The following is a 20,587-nucleotide window of genomic DNA, read 5'->3' on the forward strand; positions in this document are numbered from 1 at the left end:
CGTGACACAAACCTTCGCATTGACCCATCCCGACCAGCAGCGGCTCCAGGACCTCGACGGCTTTTCCGTCGAGATCGACCCTGCGCGCGAGCGGGCCGACATCATCCTGCACCGCCCGCCCTACAACGTGATCTCGATGGCTGCCCGCGACCAGATGCGCGCCGTGTTCGAGACGCTGGACGCCGACGACCGCGTGCGCGTCATCGTCCTGCGCGCGCAAGGTGAACATTTCTCGAGCGGGGGCGATATCAAGGGATTCCTGGAGGCATCGCCCGAGCACGTATCGAAGCTGGCGTGGAACATTGCGGCGCCGGCGCGTTGCAGCAAGCCGGTGATTGCCGCCAACCGGGGCTACTGCTTCGGCGTTGGCTTCGAACTCTCGCTGGCGTGCGACTTCCGCATCGCCACCCACACCACCGAGTACGCGCTGCCGGAACAGAAGCTCGGCCAGATTCCGGGCTCGGGCGGCTCCGCGCGGCTGCAGAAGATGGTGGGCGTCGGCCGCACCAAGGACATCGTCATGCGCTCGCGCCGCATTGCCGGCCGGCAGGCGTACGACTGGGGCCTCGTTGTGGACTGCGTGGCCGATGCCGAACTGGAAGCCGCCACTGACGCGCTGGCCGACGAACTGCGTGCATTCTCGCCGCTGGCCCAGCGCACCGCCAAGAAGTTGCTGAATGACACCGAGGACGCGCCGCTGTCGATCGCCATCGAACTCGAAGGGCACTGCTACAGCCGCCTGCGTAGCTCGAACGACTTTCGCGAGGGCGTGGAAGCATTCCACGAGAAGCGCAAGCCTGTATTTCGCGGTAGCTGACCGTATGCGCGGGCGCGGCTGAACTGGCCGCCCCAAAAGTAAGAAGGACTCGCGGCGATGCCCTTTGGCGGGCATCGCGGGGAGCCGCTTGTTCAAAGAAACAAGGAGACAACGATGGAAATGCTGGCAAACGACAAGACGAAACCGGGCGGCTCGGGGATCGTGGTGTCACCGGCTGCGAGCAACCGGCAGGTGCTGGGAGCGGTGACGGCCTCATGCATGGGATGGGCGCTCGATCTGTTCGACCTGTTCATCCTGCTGTTCGTGGCACCCGTGATCGGCAAGCTGTTCTTTCCGTCCCAGCATGCGATGCTGTCGCTGGCAGCGGTGTATGCATCATTCGCGGTCACGCTGCTCATGCGGCCACTGGGCTCCGCCATCTTCGGCTCCTACGCGGACCGACATGGCCGCAAGGGGGCGATGGTGGTTGCCGTGACCGGAGTGGGCCTGTCGACAGCGGCATTCGGGCTACTGCCGACGGTCGGCCAGATCGGCCTCTTTGCGCCGGCGCTGTTCATCCTGCTGCGCCTGGTGCAGGGGGTGTTCGTCGGTGGGGTGGTAGCGTCGACGCATACCATCGGCACGGAATCGGTACCGCCGTCATGGCGCGGCGCGGTGTCGGGGCTGGTGGGCGGTGGCGGCGCGGGCATTGGGGCGCTGCTGGCGTCGATCACGTATATGGCGATGACGGCCCTCTTTCCCGGCGACGCCTTCGAGAATTGGGGATGGCGCTGCATGTTCTTCGCCGGCATCGTCAGCTCGGTGCTCGGGCTGGTCATCTTCAGTTCGCTGGAGGAGTCGCCGCTGTGGAAGCAGTTGCAAGCGGCAAAAGCGGCAACAGCGGCAACAGCGGCAAGCGGCCAAGCAAAGCCGCAGACGCATCCCCTGCGCACGCTGTTCTCGCGCGAATATCGCGGCGTGCTGCTGGTCAACATTCTCCTCACAGTGGGCGGCGGCACCGCCTACTACCTGACGTCCGGCTACCTGCCGACCTTCCTTAAGGTCGTGGTGAAGGCATCCCCCGGGGAGGCTGCGGCGACCCTGATGCTGAGCAGCGTCGGCGTGATTGTGGCGTCGGTAGCAGCGGGCCACCTGAGCACGATGATCGGGCGCAAGCGCGCCTTCCTGCTGATCGGCGCGGTGAGCGTGGTGCTGATGCCGCTGCTCTACCAGTGGATGCCGGCCGCACCGACCGCCGTTCTCCGTGGCCTCTACGCGACGGCCCTCAGCATGCTCGGGTGCGCCGGCTTTGCGCCGATCCTGATCTTCCTGAACGAACGATTCCCCACCAGCATCCGCGCCTCGGGCACGGGACTCTCGTGGAACATCGGTTTCGCCATTGGTGGAATGATGCCGACCCTGGCCTCACTCGCTGCACGCACACCAGCCGACCTTCCGGTAGTCCTTAGCATCTTCGTCGCAGTGGCCACGCTGGTCTACCTGGCAGGGGCAGCAATCGTACCTGAGACGCTGGGCCGTCTCGCGGAAAAATAGACACGCCATTCGCGGAGCACATCATGGACAGCATCGACCTGCAGGTACTGAAGGACGCAAGGCGCTGTCGATGCTGGATTCGGCGTGACGCTGGTGACGGTGACCCGCACCTGGGGCTCCAGCCCCCGCCCGGTCGGCGCCATGCTCGCGCTGCGGGACGATGGCCGGGTCTCGGGCTCGGTCTCTGGCGGCTGCATCGAGGACGACCTGATCTATCGCGGCCGGACGGGGCTGCTGACGGGAAGCACGCCGGAGGTCCTACGGTGTCAACGCGGAAGAAGCGCGACGCATGGGGCTGCCTTGCGGCGGCACCATCCAGCTCGTGATGGAGCCACTGAGGGACGCGATGATGGTCCGGCGGATGCTGGACCTGGCGGAACGGCGGATGCCGTTCGCTCGGGAGCTTGCAGAGAACCTAACGTTGGGTTATAGAGAGCCACTGAGCAACAGCCTTGCAACGAGAAGTGCGCAGCCAGCATTGCAGTCCGGCTATTCACGCAGGGGCTTCTCCCAGCGTGTTCCGAAAGCTGCTGCGCCCAAGGCTTGATGCGTGCGGCCTTTCCAGGCGGCGGCTCAGTTCAGGTTGGTGATGTAGCTGGCCAGGTTCTTGATGTCGTCGTCGGTCAGGTTGCGTGACACGCTCGTCATGTTGCCGGCATCGTTGGTGCGCCGCTTCGCACGGAAATCCTCGAGCTGCTTGACGATGTACGCGTACTTTTGGCCGGCGACGCGGGGAATCTCGTTCTGCCCGGAGAAGCCGCCCAAGTGGCATGTCATGCAAAGCACTTCATCAGCCTTTTTGCCCCCGGCATCCACGCGCGCGGCTTCGACCTTGTAGCTCGAGGGCACCGGCTTCTGCGCCGCGAAGTAGTTCGCCAGGTCCTGCATGTCTTCGCGCGACAACGGCGCTGCCATCGGTGACATGGCCGGGTCGATGCGCCGCTTTTCCTTGAAGTCGCGCAACTGCAGGTAGAGGTACCGTGCCGTCTGGCCGGCCAGCACCGGATAGGCGGGGTTGGTAGAGTTGCCTTGCGGTCCGTGGCAGGCGAAGCAGACCTGTGCCTTGGACTGGCCCGCGGCGACGTCCGCGCGCGCGTCGCCGGCAACTCCTGCCAGCCCAGCCAATGCGCCAAGCACGACGGGCACGATAAGACGCCGCGTAGGCATGATATGGATGCTCTTCCCTGGCATGGCTGTCTCCTGCATGCTTATGCTGACAGCCTGTGCGCGCTTGGTCCACGTCGGTATCGGGCGCTGTCCGACAAAGCTGCGGAGGTGACGCACGGAAGCGATTCCGCGAGCGCTCCCGAACCCGCACGACCGCCGCTCGCTGCACGGGGAAGCGGCTACAAGCCGCGCGAAACAAGCCTACACTTGTCCAGACCGGTCCTACCTTGCTAACGGCAACCTACTGAGGCTTGTCCATCGGCGCCTAGGTGTCGCCGAATGATGACGGCCAAGAGCATGATGAGGACGGCAGGCGTCCATTGAAGAAGGGTAGGAAACCGCAATGCGGCTAACGCCTGCAATGGCATTAGCCACGTGACGACGAGCAATGCATGGTCTACGGGACACGAGCCGTGCTCCCGCATATCCACAGCGAGAAACGCAATAACAATTGCCAACCAGGCAAGGTCGTAGAAGCCCATATATGGCTGCATGAAAAGAGTCCCGCAGACGAACGCCGCCGCCTTGAGCGTGTAGCGCGCGGGCCTTGACCAAAACCAAGTGACCCAGCCGACGACGAACAACGCCGCCGTGACGTGAAGTGCATAAGTCGTTACATACGACAGGCCGCATATTCGCAGTACGCCATAGACCGTTGGCACGAGCGGCCACAAATTTGCGTTATCGGCGACTCACACACTCTGAAAAGCTGATGCGGCGAAAACGCGACGGCGGACGCGAGCGCACACCAATTACGACCGCATATCAGAACCAGTGGGACTCGGATACCTAACTGTGGTTTGATTCCTAATAACGCGAAGAACGCGCCTGCAAGGACGGGCCGATGAGGCGGGAGCGATTAGCCCTTGAACTGTCGAGAACGGCCATTGCCATCGCGTCGACCCGAATGACGGCAAGGGATTGCGGAGTCAACCGGTCGATGCCGGGTTCCCCGATCGTCTGAGCAATGGGACTCTTCCCGGCCTTTTGTCCAATAGCCGTCAATGTGGATTCACACATTCCAGAGAACCGCATCGGGCATCTTCTGCCCTACGCGGACCAGTTCAGGAGGAGCACTTGGTTGTGCTAACGTCGTGCCGCACCCGGCCAGCAAGGAGCGTTCGATATGGCTACGTAAATTGTCGACAATGCAGAGCCAGTTCTGCTTGTGACTGGAAGCGAATTCTCAGTTGTTGCACCGATTCGGCTCTGCACCATTTGATTTAGCGGACGCAGAGATGCCAACCTGCTGTGCGGCACATGCGTGCTCGTGCCTCAGAAGCTCGTATTAATTGCACTGGAAGGCAGAGCGCGGCGCACTACAACGATCAGCAGTATTGGCAACAGGAGGGCACCCCACTGTCCGATCGACGGCTTGAATACGGCCAGAAACGATGCTATTGGCAAGAGCCACGCGAGGCCAATTGTCAAGCACTCGACGCGAGTCCATGCGCCGTGCATTTTGCCGTCAACGCCCAGATAAATGATCGGCAAGATCAACCACGCAAGATCATAGTAAACAAGGTAAGGCTGGAAGAGCATTGTCGCGACGACGATCGCTGCGCAGCGCAACTCGATGCGGGCCCTCCGTATCCACAGGAACAAGGTCGCCAACACAGCGGGCACCGCGACCGCCGCATGGATTGCGTAGGCGACCGACAGGCTTGCTCCCATTCGTCGTGCGAGTGCAAACGCAGTAGGCATGGCATTCCAGATATCGCCCTCGCCGTTCTGCACAATGACTGTATTGAACCACGCAAGCATGTTGAAGAACTTGAGCCAGAGCGGTAGTCCGAACACCAGTCCGCTCACCATACAGAACAGGACACCTGTTACTGCCATCGCGCCAAATGCTCGGTAATGTCGGCCACAAAGAAACATTAAAGGAAAGAGCACCGCCAGCTGCGGCTTGATCGCGAGCATGCCGGCGCACACACCGGCCAAGACGGGGCGACGCTCCAGCAGTCCCAGTGCGCCGGCCGCCAGCGCCAACGTCAGAAGAGAGTTCTGGCCGCATACAGTGGCTACCCAGATACCTGGAAAAGCCGCAACCCAGACCCACGGCAATGCTCCCGCTCTCACTGCCGGCGCGCACACAGCCATGCAGCACGCGAGCCCGAAACCTGCGAACAACAAATACGACGCAAGGTACGGCAGCAGCGCCAGAGGGTAGATCAATATCTGAAACGTGGGCGGATAAACCCATGGCGCATACATTTCTCCCAATGGGGTATCGGGCAGCAATCTGGTTTCTACAGCGGCCAACTGCTGCGGATTGAACGCTTGGATGGCCCCCTCATGAAGAGAGATGTATGAGGCACTCCAATAAACCCGGAAATCGATGCCTGGGGGCGGAACGCTGGGGATATGCCACGCCCAGTGGGCCATCGCCCAGATTCCGATCAGAATGACCTGACAGGCCAGCAGCGCAGCGCTGTAAAGAACAATTCTTTCGCGAGTCAACCACCGCTGACGCGGCGCTGACTTTTCCTCAGTGGCCGCATTGGTCGTTATTGGCATAATCTTGTTGGCAAGCTTTAGGGTCAGTCTGCCATAAGCCAAATGCGCTCGGCAAGGTGAGCAGCAATAAGCGGAAATTCCAGATGGATGCTCGGCAGAGTAGGTCAATCACCCAGTCGATGTCCTACTCAATGCACCGCAAACTCAGAAGCCGGCAGACGTAGTAGTGTGCCCGCTCGCATAACTTCCGTTGGTTCGGAAAGCGGTCGCCAAACGACGCAATCATATTTCCCGCTCATAGCTAGGCGGCAACAAAGTCAGTCTCCCCCTGCGACTCTGACGGCGCTGGAGGTTGAGTAGTCGGTTTTCAATATATTCCGAGCATTGCGCACGGATTGCGACATCGTCCACTGGCCGCTTTCGGGAAAACCGAGGGTCTCTTCAGGGTCGGGAAGCGACGATCGAAGCAGGCCGACATCACGCGACTGATAGCAGAGCACGCGCATCTCAGCCTTCCCGCCCCAGGCTAATGGCATGGTTGCGGACCGTGGCACCGTTCGATGAGCGAAGTTGAAGGAGGGAGGCCTCCGGCCTGGGATCGAAGTCATGCGCGCATTGTATGCGCCGGATTGGACTCTTCACCGCTCGCGACTACCCGAAGATCTCGAGGAAGCCGCTTAACATCACCGCTGCGCAGGCAAGCCAAACGGCACCGACCAGCGCGGCGATCGCTGCGGCATGCGGCGATGAAGAGGATGCCGCAGCCAACAGGATGGCTCGGCCTCTGAGCCATCCGAGGACAAACAACCCCAAGGCGGAAACCACGACCAGGAGAGCGACCACCCAGGCCAGCGGCGATCGAGCCTCTGCCGCTGCGCGGACCAACAGCGCGCCATTGACCAGCATGGCTAGCGCCGTGCGGTGCCAGGCCAACGCCGTACGTTCAGGTTGAACCCCTGGATCGCGCATCAATGAAACTTCAGCAAGAGCCCGAGAGAGAGAACCAACGCAACGCAGACGATCGCGGCACCCAGCAATGGAATTCCACGGGATGCCGGCAGCGGGCCAGCATTGCGCATGGCGATCTCGTTGCCCTTCCAGCGCGAGTATGCGCAACTGGCAATCACCGCTGCCAGCGCTGACAATGCGAGCGCAACCGTTGCCAGCATTATCTTCGGTTCAACATGTCCGGCGAACTGATCCAGCAGAACACCCCCGGCCAGGATGGCGAGTGCGGTCCTGATCCACGCGAGGAAGGTACGCTCGTTCGCAAGCGAGAACCGGTAGTCGGGCTCGCTCCCCTGCTGCTGCCATTTCGGTCGGGCCATCATCCGGCCCTCATCCATCGGTATGCCATGTCACACGCCCATAGCGACAGGAAACATGCCGTGAAGGAGTAGCCATGGTGCGCGGCGACTAGCACTGGCACACCCGCCCGTCGATCACCTGCACGGCCAGCGATGACAGCGTCGCGTCACGGCACGGACCGTCGATGCAAACGCCGTCGGTAAACCGGAACAGCGCGGAATGATGGGCGCACATCAGTACTTCGGCCTCATACGTGCAGATGGTACCCGGCTCGAAGTCCAGCGGAATGGAGAAGTGAGGGCATCGATTGATGTAGGCCCAGACCTGTTGCCCCCGGCGAACCACGATGACTCCCGGGTCACGGTCGATCACGCGGGCGCCGCCGTCGGGCACGTCATCGAGATGGCACAGCACGGTGGTGTCCATATCGTCACCCCTCGCGCCCGGGCTGACCCAGACTCCAGTTCCACGGTCGGATCTCCACACGTTCGAAGATGCCGGCGTGCATATAAGGATCGTCGCTGACGAAGCGTTGGACATCGTCGATGTGCTCGGCCTCGATGACCAGCAGCGTGCCGTTCATCGTGTCGGCCTGTGCGTCCAGTGTCGGGCCGCCCAGTCGCACGAACACGCCTTGCGCGGCTGCGGCGTTGCGCAGATAGGCGCGATGCGCGGGGCGCTCACGCTCGCGGACGGCCAGCATGCCGGGCTTGTCAGTGGCGAAGATGGCATAGAAGCGGGACATGGCGATCAGCCTTGCGAGATCGGTTCGAGGACGAAGTCGTAGCGCGCTTCACGGAACGGCCCATCGAAGCCGAAACGCCGTGCCAACGGATCATCCGCGGGGCGCTCCTCGTACGCTACCTGCAGGGATTCCTTGACCCCAAACACCGCGTCCGAGTTCAGGTATGGATCGCCCTGGTTGAACAGGTGCGTGACCAGCCGGCGATGGCCGGGCGCGTCGATCATGAAATGCAGGTGTGCCGGCCGCCAAGGATGGCGCCTGGTGGCGTCGAGCATGCGGCCGACAGGGCCGTCGGTCGGTATCGGGTAGCTCACCGGCACGATGGTGCGGATCGCGTAGTAACCCTCGTCGTCAGTGCGGTAGCGGCCGCGCAGGTTGCCCGCGGGTTGGGCGGAATCCTGGCCGGAATACATGCCGTTCTCCGCGGTCTGCCAGATGTCGAGCACCGCATTGCGCAGCGGCGTGCCATCGGCGGAGCAAACACGGCCGTGGACCAGCGCGGGTGTACCGGGCGTGACCGCCATGTTCTCGCCAAAGGCACGGTCAGGCATGCCGGCAATATAGAACGGGCCGAACACGGTGGTTTCGGTGGTGCCAGTGGACTGGCGATGGTTGATCGCATCGACGAGCATCGACACGCCCAGCGTGTCCGACAACAGGATGAACTCCTGGCGGACCAGTCCGTCGCACATCTTGCCGGTATCAGTCAGGAACTGGATGGCGGCGAACCACTCCGCCTCTGTCGGCTCGAGTTCGCGCACGTACGCGTGCAGATGGCGAACCAGCCCCTGCATCAGCGCGCGCAGGCGAGGGTCGGGTGTGTCGCTGAAACGGGCGATGACCTGCTCGGTCAGTGCGGCGTCGGCGGCAGCGTGGGGGCTTCGCTCCATGTTGGCTCTCCTGAGGTGTGATTGCCGCATTCAGGCCGGCATTTCGCCGCGCCAGGCGCGTTCGAGCAGCGCCCGTACCGCGTCGCGCTCGACGGCCCTGGGGTTGAAGTACGGATTGGTGCAGGCCAGCGTGGCGGCCTCGTCCAGCCCGTCCTCCGGCATCCCGATGGCGGTCAGCGCCGTGGCGATACCCAGCGACTGGTTCAGCCGGAACAGCAGCGGGCCGGCGTCCCGCGCCCGTTCGCCACCCAGCGCCCGCGCCACGCGTTCCAGCGCGCGCGGCGCCGCGGCGTGGTTGTAGTGTGCGGTATGCGGCAGCATGGTGGCGTGCGTCTGCGCATGCGGCAGGTTGAAGGTGCCGCCCAGCGTGTGGCAGAGCTTGTGATGGATCGCCATGCCGACCGTGCCCAGGCAGACGCCCGCGAGCCACGCGCCGTACTGGGCACGGCTGCGGGCTTCGATGTCGTCCAGCCGTTGCACAACGGCGGGCAACGATCCTGCCAGCGCGCGGATCGACTCCTCGGCCATCAGGCTGATGATCGGGTTGGCATCCTCGGCATACATCGCCTCGACCGCATGCGCCATCGCGTTCATGCCGGAGGCGGCCGAGATCCCGGCGGGCAGGCTCAGGGTCAGTTGGGGATCATAGACGACCGTGCGTGGCAGCACGCGCAGGTCGCGACCGGTCTTCTTCAGGCGCCCTTCAGTCAGCCCGTAGATCGGCGTCACCTCCGACCCGGCGTAGGTGGTCGGCACAGCGATAATGGGCTGCCCCGAGACCAGAGCGATGGCCTTGCCGAGGCCGATAGTCGAACCGCCGCCTACCGCCACGTAGCAGTCGGCGCCCAACCGCGCCGCCTCATCGCGCGCGGCCTGCGCCACCTCGACGGGCACGTGCATCACCGCCTCGCTGTAGACGCCCGCCGAGCACTCGCCGAGCAGCGCGGCCACGTGCTGGCCGAGCGGCCGCTGCTCCGGCGTGGTGAGCACCAGCGCGCGCTGCGCGCCGAGCCGCTTCACCTCATCGGGCAGCGCATTCAGTCGGCCCGGCCCAAAGACCACCCGCGACGGTGTGGCCTGGTAGACAAAGGATTCCATCCCCCCTCCCTGACTCATTGACCCGCCCAGTGCATCAGCGCTTGAAATGCGGCGGTATCGTAGCGTCCACGTTGACCCATACCGACCGCGCTTCCGTGTAGTCGTGCATGGCCTCGAAGCCCATTTCGCGACCGTAGCCGGATTGCCCAAGCCCGCCAAACGGGCTGCCGGGGTTCACCCGCTTGTAGCAGTTGATCCAGCACATGCCGGCATGGATGCTGTCGGCCATCTTGTGCGCGCGGCCCAGGTCGCGCGTCCACAGGCCGCTGCCGAGTCCGTACTCGGTTGCGTTGGCGATGGACAGCGCCTCCTCGTCATTGCCGAAGCGCAGCACGGTGACGAAGGGGCCGAACACCTCCTCCTGCGCCACGCGGTCGTGCGGCTTTGCCTCGACGATGGTCGGCTCGACGTAGTAACCCTTCTCGAGCCCCGCAAGCGTCGGCGCCCGGCCGCCGGTCAGCACTCGCCCACCCTGCTCTCGCGCCACACTGGTATAGGACAACACCTTGTCGCGATGCTGGGCCGAGGTCAGCGGCCCCATCTCGGTTTCCGGATCGAGCGGATTGCCCAGCCGGATGGACGCCGCTAGCTTGCCAAAGCGGTCGAGGAACTCGTCGGCGATGCGTTCATGCAGCACCAGCCGCGAGCCCGCGATGCACGCCTGCCCCTGGTTGTGGAAGATCGCCCAGGCGGCGCCGTTGATGGCCGCGTCGAGGTTGGCATCCCCGAAGACGATGTTGGCGCCCTTGCCGCCCAGCTCGAGCTGCACACGCTTCAGATTGCCCTTCGACGCCTCCACGATGCGCCTGCCAGTGGCGGTCGACCCGGTAAAGGCGATCTTGCCGACCCCGGGATGCTCGGCCAGCCGCTGGCCCGCCGTGTGTCCGTAGCCCGGCACCATGTTGACCACGCCCGCCGGAAAGCCCACCTCGGCCATCAGCTCGGCAATCCGCAGCGACGACAGCGGCGTCAGCTCGGACGGCTTTATCACCACCGTATTGCCTGCCGCCAGTGCCGGGCCCATTTTCCAGCTCGTGAACATCAGCGGGAAGTTCCACGGCACGATCTGGCCGACCACCCCGATGGGGGTGCGCTGCACATAGTTCAGGAAGCCGGTCTCTACCGGGATGACCGAGCCCTGCAGCTTGTCGGCCATGCCGCCAAAGTAGCGGAAACAGGCGGCGGTGCGCGGCACGTCCAGACCACGCGAATCGCGGATCGGGTGGCCGGTGTCGAGCGATTCGAGCTGCGCGAGTTCCTCGGCGTTGGCTTCGATGGCATCGGCGAGCTTCAGCAGCAGGCGTCCGCGCTCGGCGGCGGCCATGCGGGACCAGGCGGGGAACGCCTTGGCGGCAGCCTCGACGGCAAGATCCACGTCGGCTGCCTCGGCCGCAGCGATGGCGGTGATGAGGCTGCCGTCGTGCGGATTCAGTACGTCGATGGTGCCGCCGGCCAGCGCATCGACGAAGCGGCCGTTGATGAAGAGTTTGTTCAGCATGACGATGTTCCAGGAGTATGTGAGGCGCAAGGCACGGAGCGGACGATCAGAACTCCACCGGATACGGCTTCAGTTCCCCGCTTTCGTACCGCTTGGGCAGGTTCGGCGTGGCGTTCTCCCACACCAGCAGCATCGAGCGCTTGGTCGAGTAGCCCTGGTGGCGGATGTCGGCCGGCATTGCGCAGATGTCGCCGGCGCGCATGGTGACGCGGGCGCGCGGAGCGCCGGTGTTCTTGTCGCCGATGTCCCAGATGATCTCGTCGGACAGTTGCAGGAACCACTCCACGCGGTCGTTGCCGTGGAAGACCGGCAGGATGAACTCTTCGGTAGTCGGGCAAAACAGGCTCTGGCCGCAGACCGACGTGACCGACGGGTTCCACGTCACGTCCGAGCGGGAAAGGTACTTGAACAGGTTGAACGCGTGGAGCTGACCTTCGAAGCCGGGTTCGACGTGGATCTCGGGCTCATCTTGTGCCACGTCTAGGAAGGCACGGTTGACGGGCAGGTCATCGCGCAGGGGCGAGTCGTCCGGCAGGCCAGGCATGCGGCGCGTGGCGATGCGCGTGCGCTCGATCGCAGCGATGTTGTCGCCGTGCTTGGGGCCGAAGGCTGTGCCGGTTTCCTCGGGCGCGGCGAAAGGATCGAAGCCTTCGTTGGTCCAGTCGTGCAGGATGGCCTTGAATGTCGCCATGATGACCGGGGTCTCGAAGGTCTCGGTATAGTCCACGCCCGCTTCCTTCATCACGCCGTTGAAGGCGCCCGCGTAGACGTCGACCTTGCCGTAGTGGTTGCGCGTGCCGAAGACGTGGTCGAAGTTGACCCAGCCGTAGAAGAAGCCCCAGGCGACGTCGCGCATCATGGCGCGCAGGAAGGCGTCGGCAGGAATGGCGTGGGTACGGAGCTGGCCGCGCGCGGGCCACTGCACGGTGGCGAAGTAGGCGTCGCGCGAAAAGCGGAAGGCGCCAAGGTTGAAATCGCGGTAGCCGCTGACCGGATCGGGCGCGCCGGACTGGACTTTATTGGCGGCGAAGGCGGAAGTTTTCGGCTTGTCGGCAACGTCGAGCATGGCCATGGTAAGTCTCCTAATGATTTTGGTGGAACGTGCGATCGGGCCTTGGGTCAATGGAGGCAGATGTCCGCCCACTTCTCCACGGACAGCGCACCGAGCCTGGATTGCAAGAGCAGTGCGCATGGCTGCTGCGCGTTGAAGCGATAGGCGCAGCCTGCCGGCAGCAGGCTCTGATGGCCCTTGCCCAGCACCACGTGGCCCATCTTGCGCCCCGTGGGCTCGGCCAGCACGGCACCATCCGCGGCGGCGGGAGACGCGTCCAGCTTGACGAAGTCCACGCGTACCTCGCCGTCCATCGAGATCACGAATTCATCGTGCGAGCAGGTGAACCATGCGGATTGCCCTTCGGCACGCGCGGCTTCCACCACGTACTCCAAGTTCTTGCCGACTACCACGCGCTCGTACGGCGCTGAGCCTGCGGCCACTTCGAAGATGTTGGAAAACACATAGTGACGGGCGTCGCCCTGGGTCACTTCGATGCTGCCCTTGCGGTAGTTGTCGAGAGAACCGAAAACGGTTCGGGGCGTGGATGTCGTCATGGATGTCTCCTGAGTTGGGCGGATGCACCGCCGGCGAATTGCGGTTGGTTGTCTGTCGGGTGGCCGGATCAGTCCAGATACACACCGACGCGGCGGATCACGGCCTGCCACTTGGCGGTGTCGGCTTCAATCTGCCCGGCCAATGCGGCGGGCTGGTCGGGGGCAGGTGCGAGGTCATTGGCAAGCAGCTTCGCGCGCACCTCCGGCAGCCTCACGATGCGGCCGATCTCTTCATTCAGGCGGCGCACGATGGCGTCCGGCGTGCCCTTCGGCGCGAGCAGCAGTTCGCTGAAGCTCGCGTCGTAGCCGGTCACGCCGGCCTCGGCCATGGTGGGTACCTGCGGCGCCAGCACCGAGCGTGTAGAACCCGATACCGCCAGTCCCACAAGCTTGCCGGCCTTGACCATCGGCGTGACCACCGGCGACGCCAGATATCCGCAGGGGACCTGTCCGGCCAGCACATCCTGCATGGCCGGCGACGGTCCCTTGTACGGCACATGCGTCATCCTGATGCCGGCATGCGTCAGGTACATCTCCATCGCCAGGTGGCCCGGCACGCCGGGGCCGCCCGATGCATAGTTCAGCCCTTCCGGCGCCGACCTGGCCTTCTTCGCCAGGTCCGAAAGGGACTGGATACCCGAGGACGGCGCACAGACCAACATCTGGTTGAAGCGCGCAAGCGTGATCACGGGAACAAGGTCGCCGGGCTTGAAGCTGAGCTTGCGGTATAGCGTCGGGTTGACCGTCAGGATCGTGTCCGGGCCTTGCAGGAGCGTGTAGCCGTCGGCGGGCGATTTGGCTACCACGTCGGCGCCGATATTGCCGCCGGCCCCCGGCCGGTTCTCTACCACCACTGGCTGCCCGAGCGACTGGCCAAGCTTGTTGGCAACCAGCCGCGATGCGATGTCTCCGGGCGAACCTGCGGGAAACGCTACGACGATCCGGATCGGCCTGCTGGGCCAGTCGGCTTGTGCCGAAGCCGCCGGCACGACGGCAAACACGCAGGCGATCTGACAGGCGAGCGCCAGTGCGTGACTTGTGGGTTTCATGTTGTCTCCTGAGAGTTTCGTGATTCCCGGCGGCTCTCCGGTGGCCGCTACGGGGTACTGCAACCGCGCTACCAGCGGCCGATATGGATGCCGACCTCCTCTTCCTTGCGCGTCCATCCGGCCATGGCGGCATGGCTGACTGTCGGATGGATACGGCGGTCGCGCAGCCAGTCGAACAGGCGCGCCTGGAAGCGCTCGCGTATCTCTGCATAGGCAGGATCGGCGCCCAGGTCAACGAACTCGTCCGGGTCATTGCGCAAGTCGAACAACTGCGGACGCAGGCCTTCGAAGTGCACGAATTTCCAGTCGTGGTCGCGCACCATCGTCATATGGCAGCCGTGCGCCGGGCGTCCGACCGGTTCGCGCACGAAATCGCGGAAGGCGTAGTCGTTCTCGGAAAACACCGCATCGCGCCATTCGCTCGGCGTCTCGCCGCGCAGCAGCGGCGCCAGCGATCGGCCTTCCACGACGTGGTCGGGAATTGGCAACCCATAGGCATCGAGAATGGTCGGCACCAGATCGATGGCCTCGACCAGCCGTGCTTCCACGTGGCCTCGCGCAGCGTCCGCGCGCGGGTCGCAGATGATCAGCGGCACCTTGGCCACGCTGTCGTGGAAGAGCTCCTTCTCGCCGAGGTAGTGGTCGCCAAGGTAGTCGCCATGGTCGCTGGAGAAGATCACCATGGTGTCGTCGAAGCGACCACTGCGTTCAAGGTAGTCGAATAGCACGCCAAGCTGGTCGTCGATCTGCTTGATCAGGCCCATGTAAGTGGGAATGACCGTGTCCCGCACCTCCGCCCGGGAGAAATTGCGGCTGACCTCGCAGTTGCGAAAGCCTTGCAGCACGGGATGCGCATGGTCCAGCTCGCTCTGGTGCTGTTTGACCGGCAGCACGTCATCAGGGCCGTACATCGCGTGATACGGCGCCGGCGCGACGTAGGGCCAGTGTGGCTTGATGTATGACAGGTGCAACACCCAGGGCTGGTCGCCGCTCTGCTCGATGAAGTCGATCGCGCGGCGCGTCATGTACGGCGTTTCCGAATCCTGCTCGCGGACCCGCGCAGGCAACCGGGCGTAGCGCATGTCCCAGCCGGACAGGATCTCTCCGTTCTCACCGGCGGCCGAGTTGGCATGGTCGTGCCACGGATTCGCCCCGTCGTAGCCACGCTCGCGCAGATAGGCGGTGTATTGGTGGCTCTCATCGGCAAAGCCCGGTGGCCAGATGCCATCGTCGCGGTCGAACGGCTCGAATCCGCCTTCCGCCACCAGCGCGCCCTCAGCGCTGCGCGGATCGATACCGAGTCGCCTGATGCCCGCCCGGTCCGCCTCCACGTGCGTCTTGCCCGCTACGGCGACGCGTACGCCATGGGGCCGCAGGAAGTCACCGAGCGTCATCTCGCCAACCGGCATCGGTACGAAGTTCCACACGGCGCCATGGCTCGTCACGTACCGCCCCGTGTAGTAGGACATGCGCGACGGCCCACACACGGGCCCCTGCACGAACGCATTGGTAAAGCGCACGCCACGGCTCGCGAGGCGGTCGACGTTGGGGGTATGCAAGCGGGGATGGCCGTAGCAGGACAGGTAGTCCCAGCGCAGTTGATCACACATGATCCAAAGGACATTGCGTATGCGTTGCGCTCCCATCTCGACGTCTCCTCTTGTGGCTTCGTAGTGAAGCGGTCAGACACGTTTGCTGCGTCGCCGCCATGGCCAGAACAATATTTCCTGCGAGTGGGCTTCTCAAGCGGCTTCTGCTAGAGTTTCACTCAGTGAAATACACGGGAAGCCGAGTCCCGTGCGGGAGACGATGCATGTGGGACCCGAAGGTCAAGACAATCACGGCGCTGGATCGGGGACTGGCCGTGCTGGACGAGGTGCGCAGGACCGGTGGCGCCAGCCTGCAGGCGCTGCATGATGAAACGGGGCTGCCGAAGGCGACGCTGCTGCGCATTCTGGTGACCCTGGAGCGCCGCGCGCTGATCTGGCGGCGCATCGCTGACGGGCACTACTGCCCCGGCAGTCCGCCGCCCGCAAGCCGGCGGCAATCCGACGTGACCGACCGGCTGGCACAGTTCGCCGCTCCGGAGCTCGACCGGCTTCAGGCCGAGATCCTGTGGCCCTCGGATCTCGCGATCCGGCGCGGCAACGCCATGGTGCTGTGTGAAACCAACCGCGCCGAGTCGTACTTTACGATCCGGCGCGACAACATCGGCTTCCAGGTCAACATGCTTCGTTCGGCGGTGGGACAGGCCTATCTGGCCTTTTGCCCGCAGAAGGAACGCGAGATGATCCTCGCGGCCTTGCGCCGCAGCCGCCGGGGCGGGGACGCTGTCGCGCGTGATCCGGCGTACGTGGCCCGGTCGATCGAGCGCACGCAGCAGCGCGGCTACGGCGTGCGCGAGCAGGGATTCGGTGGCGACTATGACAAGCCGCGCACCGAGGCGGACGACCGCCTGGATGCACTGGCCGTGCCAATCATGGGAGACAAGGGGCGCGTGTATGGATGCGTCAACATCGTCTGGATTCGAGGCGTGCGCACGCCGGAGCAGATGGTGACGCAGTGCCTGGACCCGCTGCGGCACACGGCCGACGCCATCGCCGGGAAGATGTCGGCTCGCCCCTAGCGCGGACCCCGCGCGCCTGCCCTCTTTGCTTCTCGCCCCGGCGCGCTCCGACTTGCCTGCGCCGCCCGGCATACCTGCGGGTTTCACCACGTGAAACCCGCAGTAAAAACCCGGGACATCGGCTGCGCCAGCCGCTAAGTTTGATCCTGTGACGGCTGCCTTGCGCGGCCGCCGCGACTGGCCGGCGCCCCCACCCTTTTTTCTCGCACCGGCCACGACACAAGAACCGAGAAACAGGAGACACCATGCCGAGATGGATCGCATGGATAGCGGCGGCACTGCTGCCGGCGCTTTCATTTGCGCTGCCTGCCACGGCGCGCGCCACCACGCCCCCAACCACCACCCTGGTTGTCAGTGCCTTTCTGCCGCCCCAGCACATCTTCAACGTCGCGATCATGAAGCCGTGGGCGCAGGAGGTGGAGCGGGCGACCGAAGGCCGCGTCAGGATCGTCTATCCGCCGACGAGCGTCGGCTCCCCGCAGCAGCAGTGGGACGTGGTCCGCAAGCGCATTGTCGACGGCGCCTATATCTTCAACGGCCTGATCCAGAATCGCGTCACCCTGCCCCAGCTTGCGCACCTGCCGCTCGGCTCGACCACGGCGGCCGGCATGTCGGTGGCACTGTGGCGCACGCATGAGAAGTACTTCAGTCAGGCCGGCGAGTATCGTGACGTGCACCTGCTCGCGCTGGTGGTCTTCCCGGCGGGCCAGCTCTACAGCCTCAAGCAGCCCATCACCTCCCGCCAGGCGATGCGGGGCGTCAAACTGTGGGCGCTCCCTGGCGTCGCGGCGAACCTGATGGATCATGCCGGCGCGGGCGTCGTGGCCACGCCCGCGGCGAAGATGAGCGAGCTGGTGGCCGGCGGCACGGTCGACGGATTCGCGGGCATTCCCGACCTGGACGCCGCACGCTTCAACGTAGTGCGCTATGCGCGGGCCGAGACCGTCATTCCAGGCGGCATTACCGCGCCAAGCTTTTCCTTCTTCGTCAACAAGGCGGCCTGGGATTCGATCTCGGTGGCAGACCGCAGCGCCATCACCGCGTTGTCCGGAGAGGCCTTTGCACGGCGCATGCGCGTCATCGACCAGGCAAACACGCAGGCGCGTGCCGACGCAGTGGCTGGCGGACTGGCGCTTGTCACGCCGCCCCCCGCTTTCCTGGCCGAGCTGACCGACCTCGCGCGTCCGATGGAAGCGCAGTGGCTTGCCGCCGCGGCGCGGCGCAATGTTGAGGGACAGGGCGCCCTTCGCTTCTATCGCGAGCAAGCGTTGAAGGAGGCCCAATGAAACATCCGGATTCCGCCGCAACCCCGACGGTTGCGGAGATGGGCTCGGCCACCGCCGCCCCGCCGCGCGGGTGGGCGGCCCGCTGGCTGCAACGCGCGCTTGGAACCATCGTGGCACTGGCGCTGTGCTTCATCATGATGCTGACGTTCGGCGATGTTTTCCTGCGCTACTGGCTTTCGTCACCGATCCGCGGCGCCGCCGAAATGGTGCGATTCGCCATGGCCATCCTGATCTTCTCGGCCTTCCCGCTGGTCACGTTGGGGCGGCAGCACATTACCGTGAACATCCTGCAGGACAGGCTTGGCGACCTGGGCACGTGGCTGCAGCAGGCGTTTGTCCTGCTAGTCAGCATCGCAGCCGTGGCGATCATGGCGCGGCAACTGGCCGCCGACGGCGTTGACCTGGCCGAGAACCAGATCACCACCACCGTGCTCGAATGGCCGCTCGCGCCCCTGAGCTATTTCATGAGTGCGCTGGCTGCAGTCACGCTGCTGGTCCTGATCCTGCTCGCGTTCCAGCACCTCAGATCGTTTCCGCGTCACCGGGAGGCATCATGACGCTCGCACTGCTAGGCTTTCTCACCGTCCTGCTGTTCGCATTCGCAGGCGTGCCGCTCGGCTTCGCCATGCTGAGCGTCGGCGTAGGATTCTTCGCCCTCATACGCGGTGTTGAACCGGCGCTGGCGATGGCCGGCATGACCATCGCCGATCTCGCGGCCAACGAAAACCTGTCGGTGCTGCCGATGTTCATCCTGATGGGGACGTTCATCTACAAGGCCGACCTCGCGGAAGAGCTATACGACGCGGCCAATGCGTGGATTGGCCATTTCCGCGGCGGACTGGCCCATGCGACCGTGCTGGCTTGCGCGGGCTTCGCCTCCATGTCTGGCAGCTCCATCGCCACGGCGGCCACGATGACCAAGGTCGCCATGCCGCCGATGCGCCGCCATCGTTACGCCGACAGCCTCGCAGCAGGATGCGTCAGTTCAGGCGGTACGCTGGGCGCGCTGATTCCACCAAGCTTCCCGCTGCTGATCTACGGTGTGCTGACCGACCAGGACATCGGCAAACTGTTCATCGCTGGGATCGGGCCCGGCCTGCTGCTTGGCACGCTCTTCCTGCTGTCGATCTGGTGGACGGTAAGGCGGGACCCGACTAAGGGGCCGCCGGGAGAACGGGCCTCGTGGGCGGTCCGCTTTCGCAAGGCCGGCAAGATCTGGGGCGTGCTGGTGCTGTTCCTGCTGGTGGTTGGCGGCCTGTACAGCGGCATCTTCACCGCGACCGAAGCCTCCAGCATTGGCGCGACTGGCGCGCTGGTATTTGCCGGCATCCGGCGCAAGCTGACCTTCGCCACGCTGCTCGAGTCACTGGTGGAAGCGGGCAAGACCACGGCCATGATCTTCTCGATCGCGTTCGGCGGCATGGTGTTCGCCAACTTCATCACCCTGTCCGGCCTCACGGGAACGCTTGTCGACTGGATTCAGGCGATGCACCTGCCGCTACTGGGTGTCATCCTCGTGATCACCGGCATCTACATCGTGCTCGGATCGCTGATGGAGGCGCTGGCCATGATGCTGCTGACTATCCCTGTGTTCGCCGCGATCGTGCAGCCGCTTGGCGCGAACATGATCTGGTTCGGGATCTACGTGGCGATGATGATGGAGATCGGCATGATCCATCCACCAGTGGGGATGAACATCTTCATGGTGAGAACCATGCTGCCCGAGCTGTCGATCAGCACCATCTTCAAAGGAACCATCCCCTTTTTGGCCGCCAATGTCGTCGCACTCGTGCTGGTGATCCTCGTGCCAGGCATCGCGCTCGCGCTGGTTGGATTGATGCGCTAATCGGACTTGACGCAGGCATTCCGATCCGAGGACGGGATGCTGCGGTCAGATCAGATTTCCGGGGTTACGGGCAAACACTCAACCCTGTCTCTCACACAAGCGCTTCCTTCGATCTCGGGAGTCGCTTATCGGGCCAGTTGCTGACGTTCGACCTTCCTCTGGCCAATGGCGGAAGCTGACCGATGGCGCTGATCGCCGATATCGACAGCCCGCGCGGCGGCCTGATCCGCGTCGCCCCGCAGAACCTCATAAGCCTGGAGGCATCGCTGCGTCGATAGGGGATTCCTTTTTTTTTGCACCCATTCGAGGAGCCATGCATGCGCAACGTCGGTCGGCGTGGAACGCTGGCCTCCGCCAAATCTGGTCCGTGACGGGAGACAACGGGCGATCTGCCATGAGCGGCACGGTAGGTAGCGGACGACTGCTATCGGAATGTTCGCCGCCATACATGTAGGTGCCCTTGACCGTCGCAGAGGGGTCGTCTGCCGCCCTTCGCTCGCGACTTCAATGTGAAACCGACCAAGAGCATCGCGTCAGGCGCCTACGTGTTCGTTTGTGTGGGCAGCCAAGTTCAGTGGTGATCTGCGTGTAGTGGGCCTCACAAAGGCAACGAGCAGGTCTCGATTTGAGATGTGCAGCGCAAAAGTTTGCTTGAATTCCCGCAAAATCGCGGTGCAAAAAAGCCGCACATGGCA

General features: G+C 64.2%; 21 protein-coding genes. 7 read left to right on the plus strand and 14 right to left on the minus strand.

Annotated features, from left to right (window positions below):
* The first annotated feature begins 1 nt into the window (after position 1).
* The 3 genes from ACIGJC_RS26535 to ACIGJC_RS26545 all read left to right on the plus strand — a co-directional run bounded on the left by ACIGJC_RS26535 (position 2) and on the right by ACIGJC_RS26545 (position 2,743).
* Positions 2 to 817, plus strand: coding sequence for an enoyl-CoA hydratase/isomerase family protein (locus tag ACIGJC_RS26535; protein ID WP_483712427.1), 816 nt, complete (start codon positions 2 to 4; stop codon positions 815 to 817).
* 114 nt (positions 818 to 931) lie between these two features.
* Entirely contained in the window at positions 932 to 2,311 is a 1,380-nt protein-coding gene (locus ACIGJC_RS26540) for an MFS transporter (RefSeq protein ID WP_483712428.1), read from the plus strand.
* Between the two features lie 99 nt (positions 2,312 to 2,410).
* Positions 2,411 to 2,743 carry an XdhC family protein gene (locus ACIGJC_RS26545; RefSeq protein WP_483714399.1) on the plus strand — a complete coding sequence of 111 codons (333 nt, stop codon included), beginning with the start codon at positions 2,411 to 2,413 and terminating at the stop codon, positions 2,741 to 2,743.
* Between the two features lie 141 nt (positions 2,744 to 2,884).
* On the opposite strand, the gene ACIGJC_RS26550 is transcribed toward ACIGJC_RS26545, so the two are convergent.
* The 14 genes from ACIGJC_RS26550 to ACIGJC_RS26615 form a co-directional block, all read right to left on the minus strand.
* Positions 2,885 to 3,502 carry a c-type cytochrome gene (locus ACIGJC_RS26550; protein ID WP_483712429.1) on the minus strand — a complete coding sequence of 206 codons (618 nt, stop codon included), beginning with the start codon at positions 3,500 to 3,502 and terminating at the stop codon, positions 2,885 to 2,887.
* Positions 3,503 to 4,091: 589 nt separating this feature from the next.
* Positions 4,092 to 4,283: a hypothetical protein gene (locus ACIGJC_RS26555; RefSeq protein ID WP_483714400.1), complete on the minus strand. Its 192-nt coding sequence runs from the start codon at positions 4,281 to 4,283 to the stop codon at positions 4,092 to 4,094.
* Positions 4,284 to 4,753: 470 nt separating this feature from the next.
* Positions 4,754 to 6,106 (minus strand): glycosyltransferase family 87 protein, encoded by a 1,353-nt coding sequence (locus ACIGJC_RS26560; RefSeq protein ID WP_483712430.1) that lies wholly within the window; start codon positions 6,104 to 6,106, stop codon positions 4,754 to 4,756.
* A 483-nt stretch (positions 6,107 to 6,589) separates the two neighbouring features.
* Positions 6,590 to 6,844 (minus strand): hypothetical protein, encoded by a 255-nt coding sequence (locus ACIGJC_RS26565; RefSeq protein ID WP_483712431.1) that lies wholly within the window; start codon positions 6,842 to 6,844, stop codon positions 6,590 to 6,592.
* Positions 6,845 to 6,906: 62 nt separating this feature from the next.
* Entirely contained in the window at positions 6,907 to 7,269 is a 363-nt protein-coding gene (locus tag ACIGJC_RS26570; protein WP_483712432.1) for a YidH family protein, read from the minus strand.
* An 85-nt stretch (positions 7,270 to 7,354) separates the two neighbouring features.
* Entirely contained in the window at positions 7,355 to 7,672 is a 318-nt protein-coding gene (locus ACIGJC_RS26575) for a Rieske (2Fe-2S) protein (protein ID WP_483712434.1), read from the minus strand.
* A gap of 4 nt (positions 7,673 to 7,676) precedes the next feature.
* Positions 7,677 to 7,991, minus strand: a complete 315-nt coding sequence (locus tag ACIGJC_RS26580; RefSeq protein ID WP_483712436.1) for a YciI family protein — start codon at positions 7,989 to 7,991, stop codon at positions 7,677 to 7,679.
* Between the two features lie 5 nt (positions 7,992 to 7,996).
* Positions 7,997 to 8,881, minus strand: a complete 885-nt coding sequence (locus ACIGJC_RS26585) for an intradiol ring-cleavage dioxygenase (RefSeq protein ID WP_483712438.1) — start codon at positions 8,879 to 8,881, stop codon at positions 7,997 to 7,999.
* Positions 8,882 to 8,911: 30 nt separating this feature from the next.
* Positions 8,912 to 9,979: a maleylacetate reductase gene (locus tag ACIGJC_RS26590; RefSeq protein WP_483712439.1), complete on the minus strand. Its 1,068-nt coding sequence runs from the start codon at positions 9,977 to 9,979 to the stop codon at positions 8,912 to 8,914.
* A gap of 34 nt (positions 9,980 to 10,013) precedes the next feature.
* On the minus strand, positions 10,014 to 11,477 hold the full coding sequence (locus ACIGJC_RS26595) for an aldehyde dehydrogenase family protein (protein WP_483712440.1): 1,464 nt from the start codon (positions 11,475 to 11,477) through the stop codon (positions 10,014 to 10,016).
* A 46-nt stretch (positions 11,478 to 11,523) separates the two neighbouring features.
* Positions 11,524 to 12,549, minus strand: a complete 1,026-nt coding sequence (locus ACIGJC_RS26600) for a hydroxyquinol 1,2-dioxygenase (protein WP_483712442.1) — start codon at positions 12,547 to 12,549, stop codon at positions 11,524 to 11,526.
* A 47-nt stretch (positions 12,550 to 12,596) separates the two neighbouring features.
* On the minus strand, positions 12,597 to 13,085 hold the full coding sequence (locus tag ACIGJC_RS26605) for a cupin domain-containing protein (protein ID WP_483712443.1): 489 nt from the start codon (positions 13,083 to 13,085) through the stop codon (positions 12,597 to 12,599).
* A gap of 68 nt (positions 13,086 to 13,153) precedes the next feature.
* Positions 13,154 to 14,134 carry a Bug family tripartite tricarboxylate transporter substrate binding protein gene (locus ACIGJC_RS26610; RefSeq protein WP_483712444.1) on the minus strand — a complete coding sequence of 327 codons (981 nt, stop codon included), beginning with the start codon at positions 14,132 to 14,134 and terminating at the stop codon, positions 13,154 to 13,156.
* Between the two features lie 68 nt (positions 14,135 to 14,202).
* On the minus strand, positions 14,203 to 15,744 hold the full coding sequence (locus ACIGJC_RS26615; protein ID WP_483712446.1) for an alkaline phosphatase family protein: 1,542 nt from the start codon (positions 15,742 to 15,744) through the stop codon (positions 14,203 to 14,205).
* Between the two features lie 203 nt (positions 15,745 to 15,947).
* Between ACIGJC_RS26615 and ACIGJC_RS26620 the strand changes: the two genes are divergently transcribed.
* From ACIGJC_RS26620 to ACIGJC_RS26635, 4 genes are all read left to right on the plus strand, one after another.
* Positions 15,948 to 16,760 (plus strand): IclR family transcriptional regulator domain-containing protein, encoded by an 813-nt coding sequence (locus ACIGJC_RS26620; protein ID WP_483712447.1) that lies wholly within the window; start codon positions 15,948 to 15,950, stop codon positions 16,758 to 16,760.
* Positions 16,761 to 17,005: 245 nt separating this feature from the next.
* The gene (gene dctP / locus ACIGJC_RS26625) at positions 17,006 to 18,046 is read left to right on the plus strand and encodes a TRAP transporter substrate-binding protein DctP (protein WP_483712448.1); all 1,041 of its coding nucleotides are present in this window, start codon (positions 17,006 to 17,008) and stop codon (positions 18,044 to 18,046) included.
* On the plus strand, positions 18,043 to 18,603 hold the full coding sequence (locus ACIGJC_RS26630) for a TRAP transporter small permease (protein WP_483712449.1): 561 nt from the start codon (positions 18,043 to 18,045) through the stop codon (positions 18,601 to 18,603). Before dctP ends, ACIGJC_RS26630 begins: the two co-directional genes overlap by 4 nt.
* Positions 18,600 to 19,892 (plus strand): TRAP transporter large permease, encoded by a 1,293-nt coding sequence (locus tag ACIGJC_RS26635; RefSeq protein ID WP_483712451.1) that lies wholly within the window; start codon positions 18,600 to 18,602, stop codon positions 19,890 to 19,892. Before ACIGJC_RS26630 ends, ACIGJC_RS26635 begins: the two co-directional genes overlap by 4 nt.
* Positions 19,893 to 20,587: the final 695 nt, after the last annotated feature.

The sequence above is a fragment of the Cupriavidus sp. C3SS-1 genome (genome assembly GCF_057073755.1).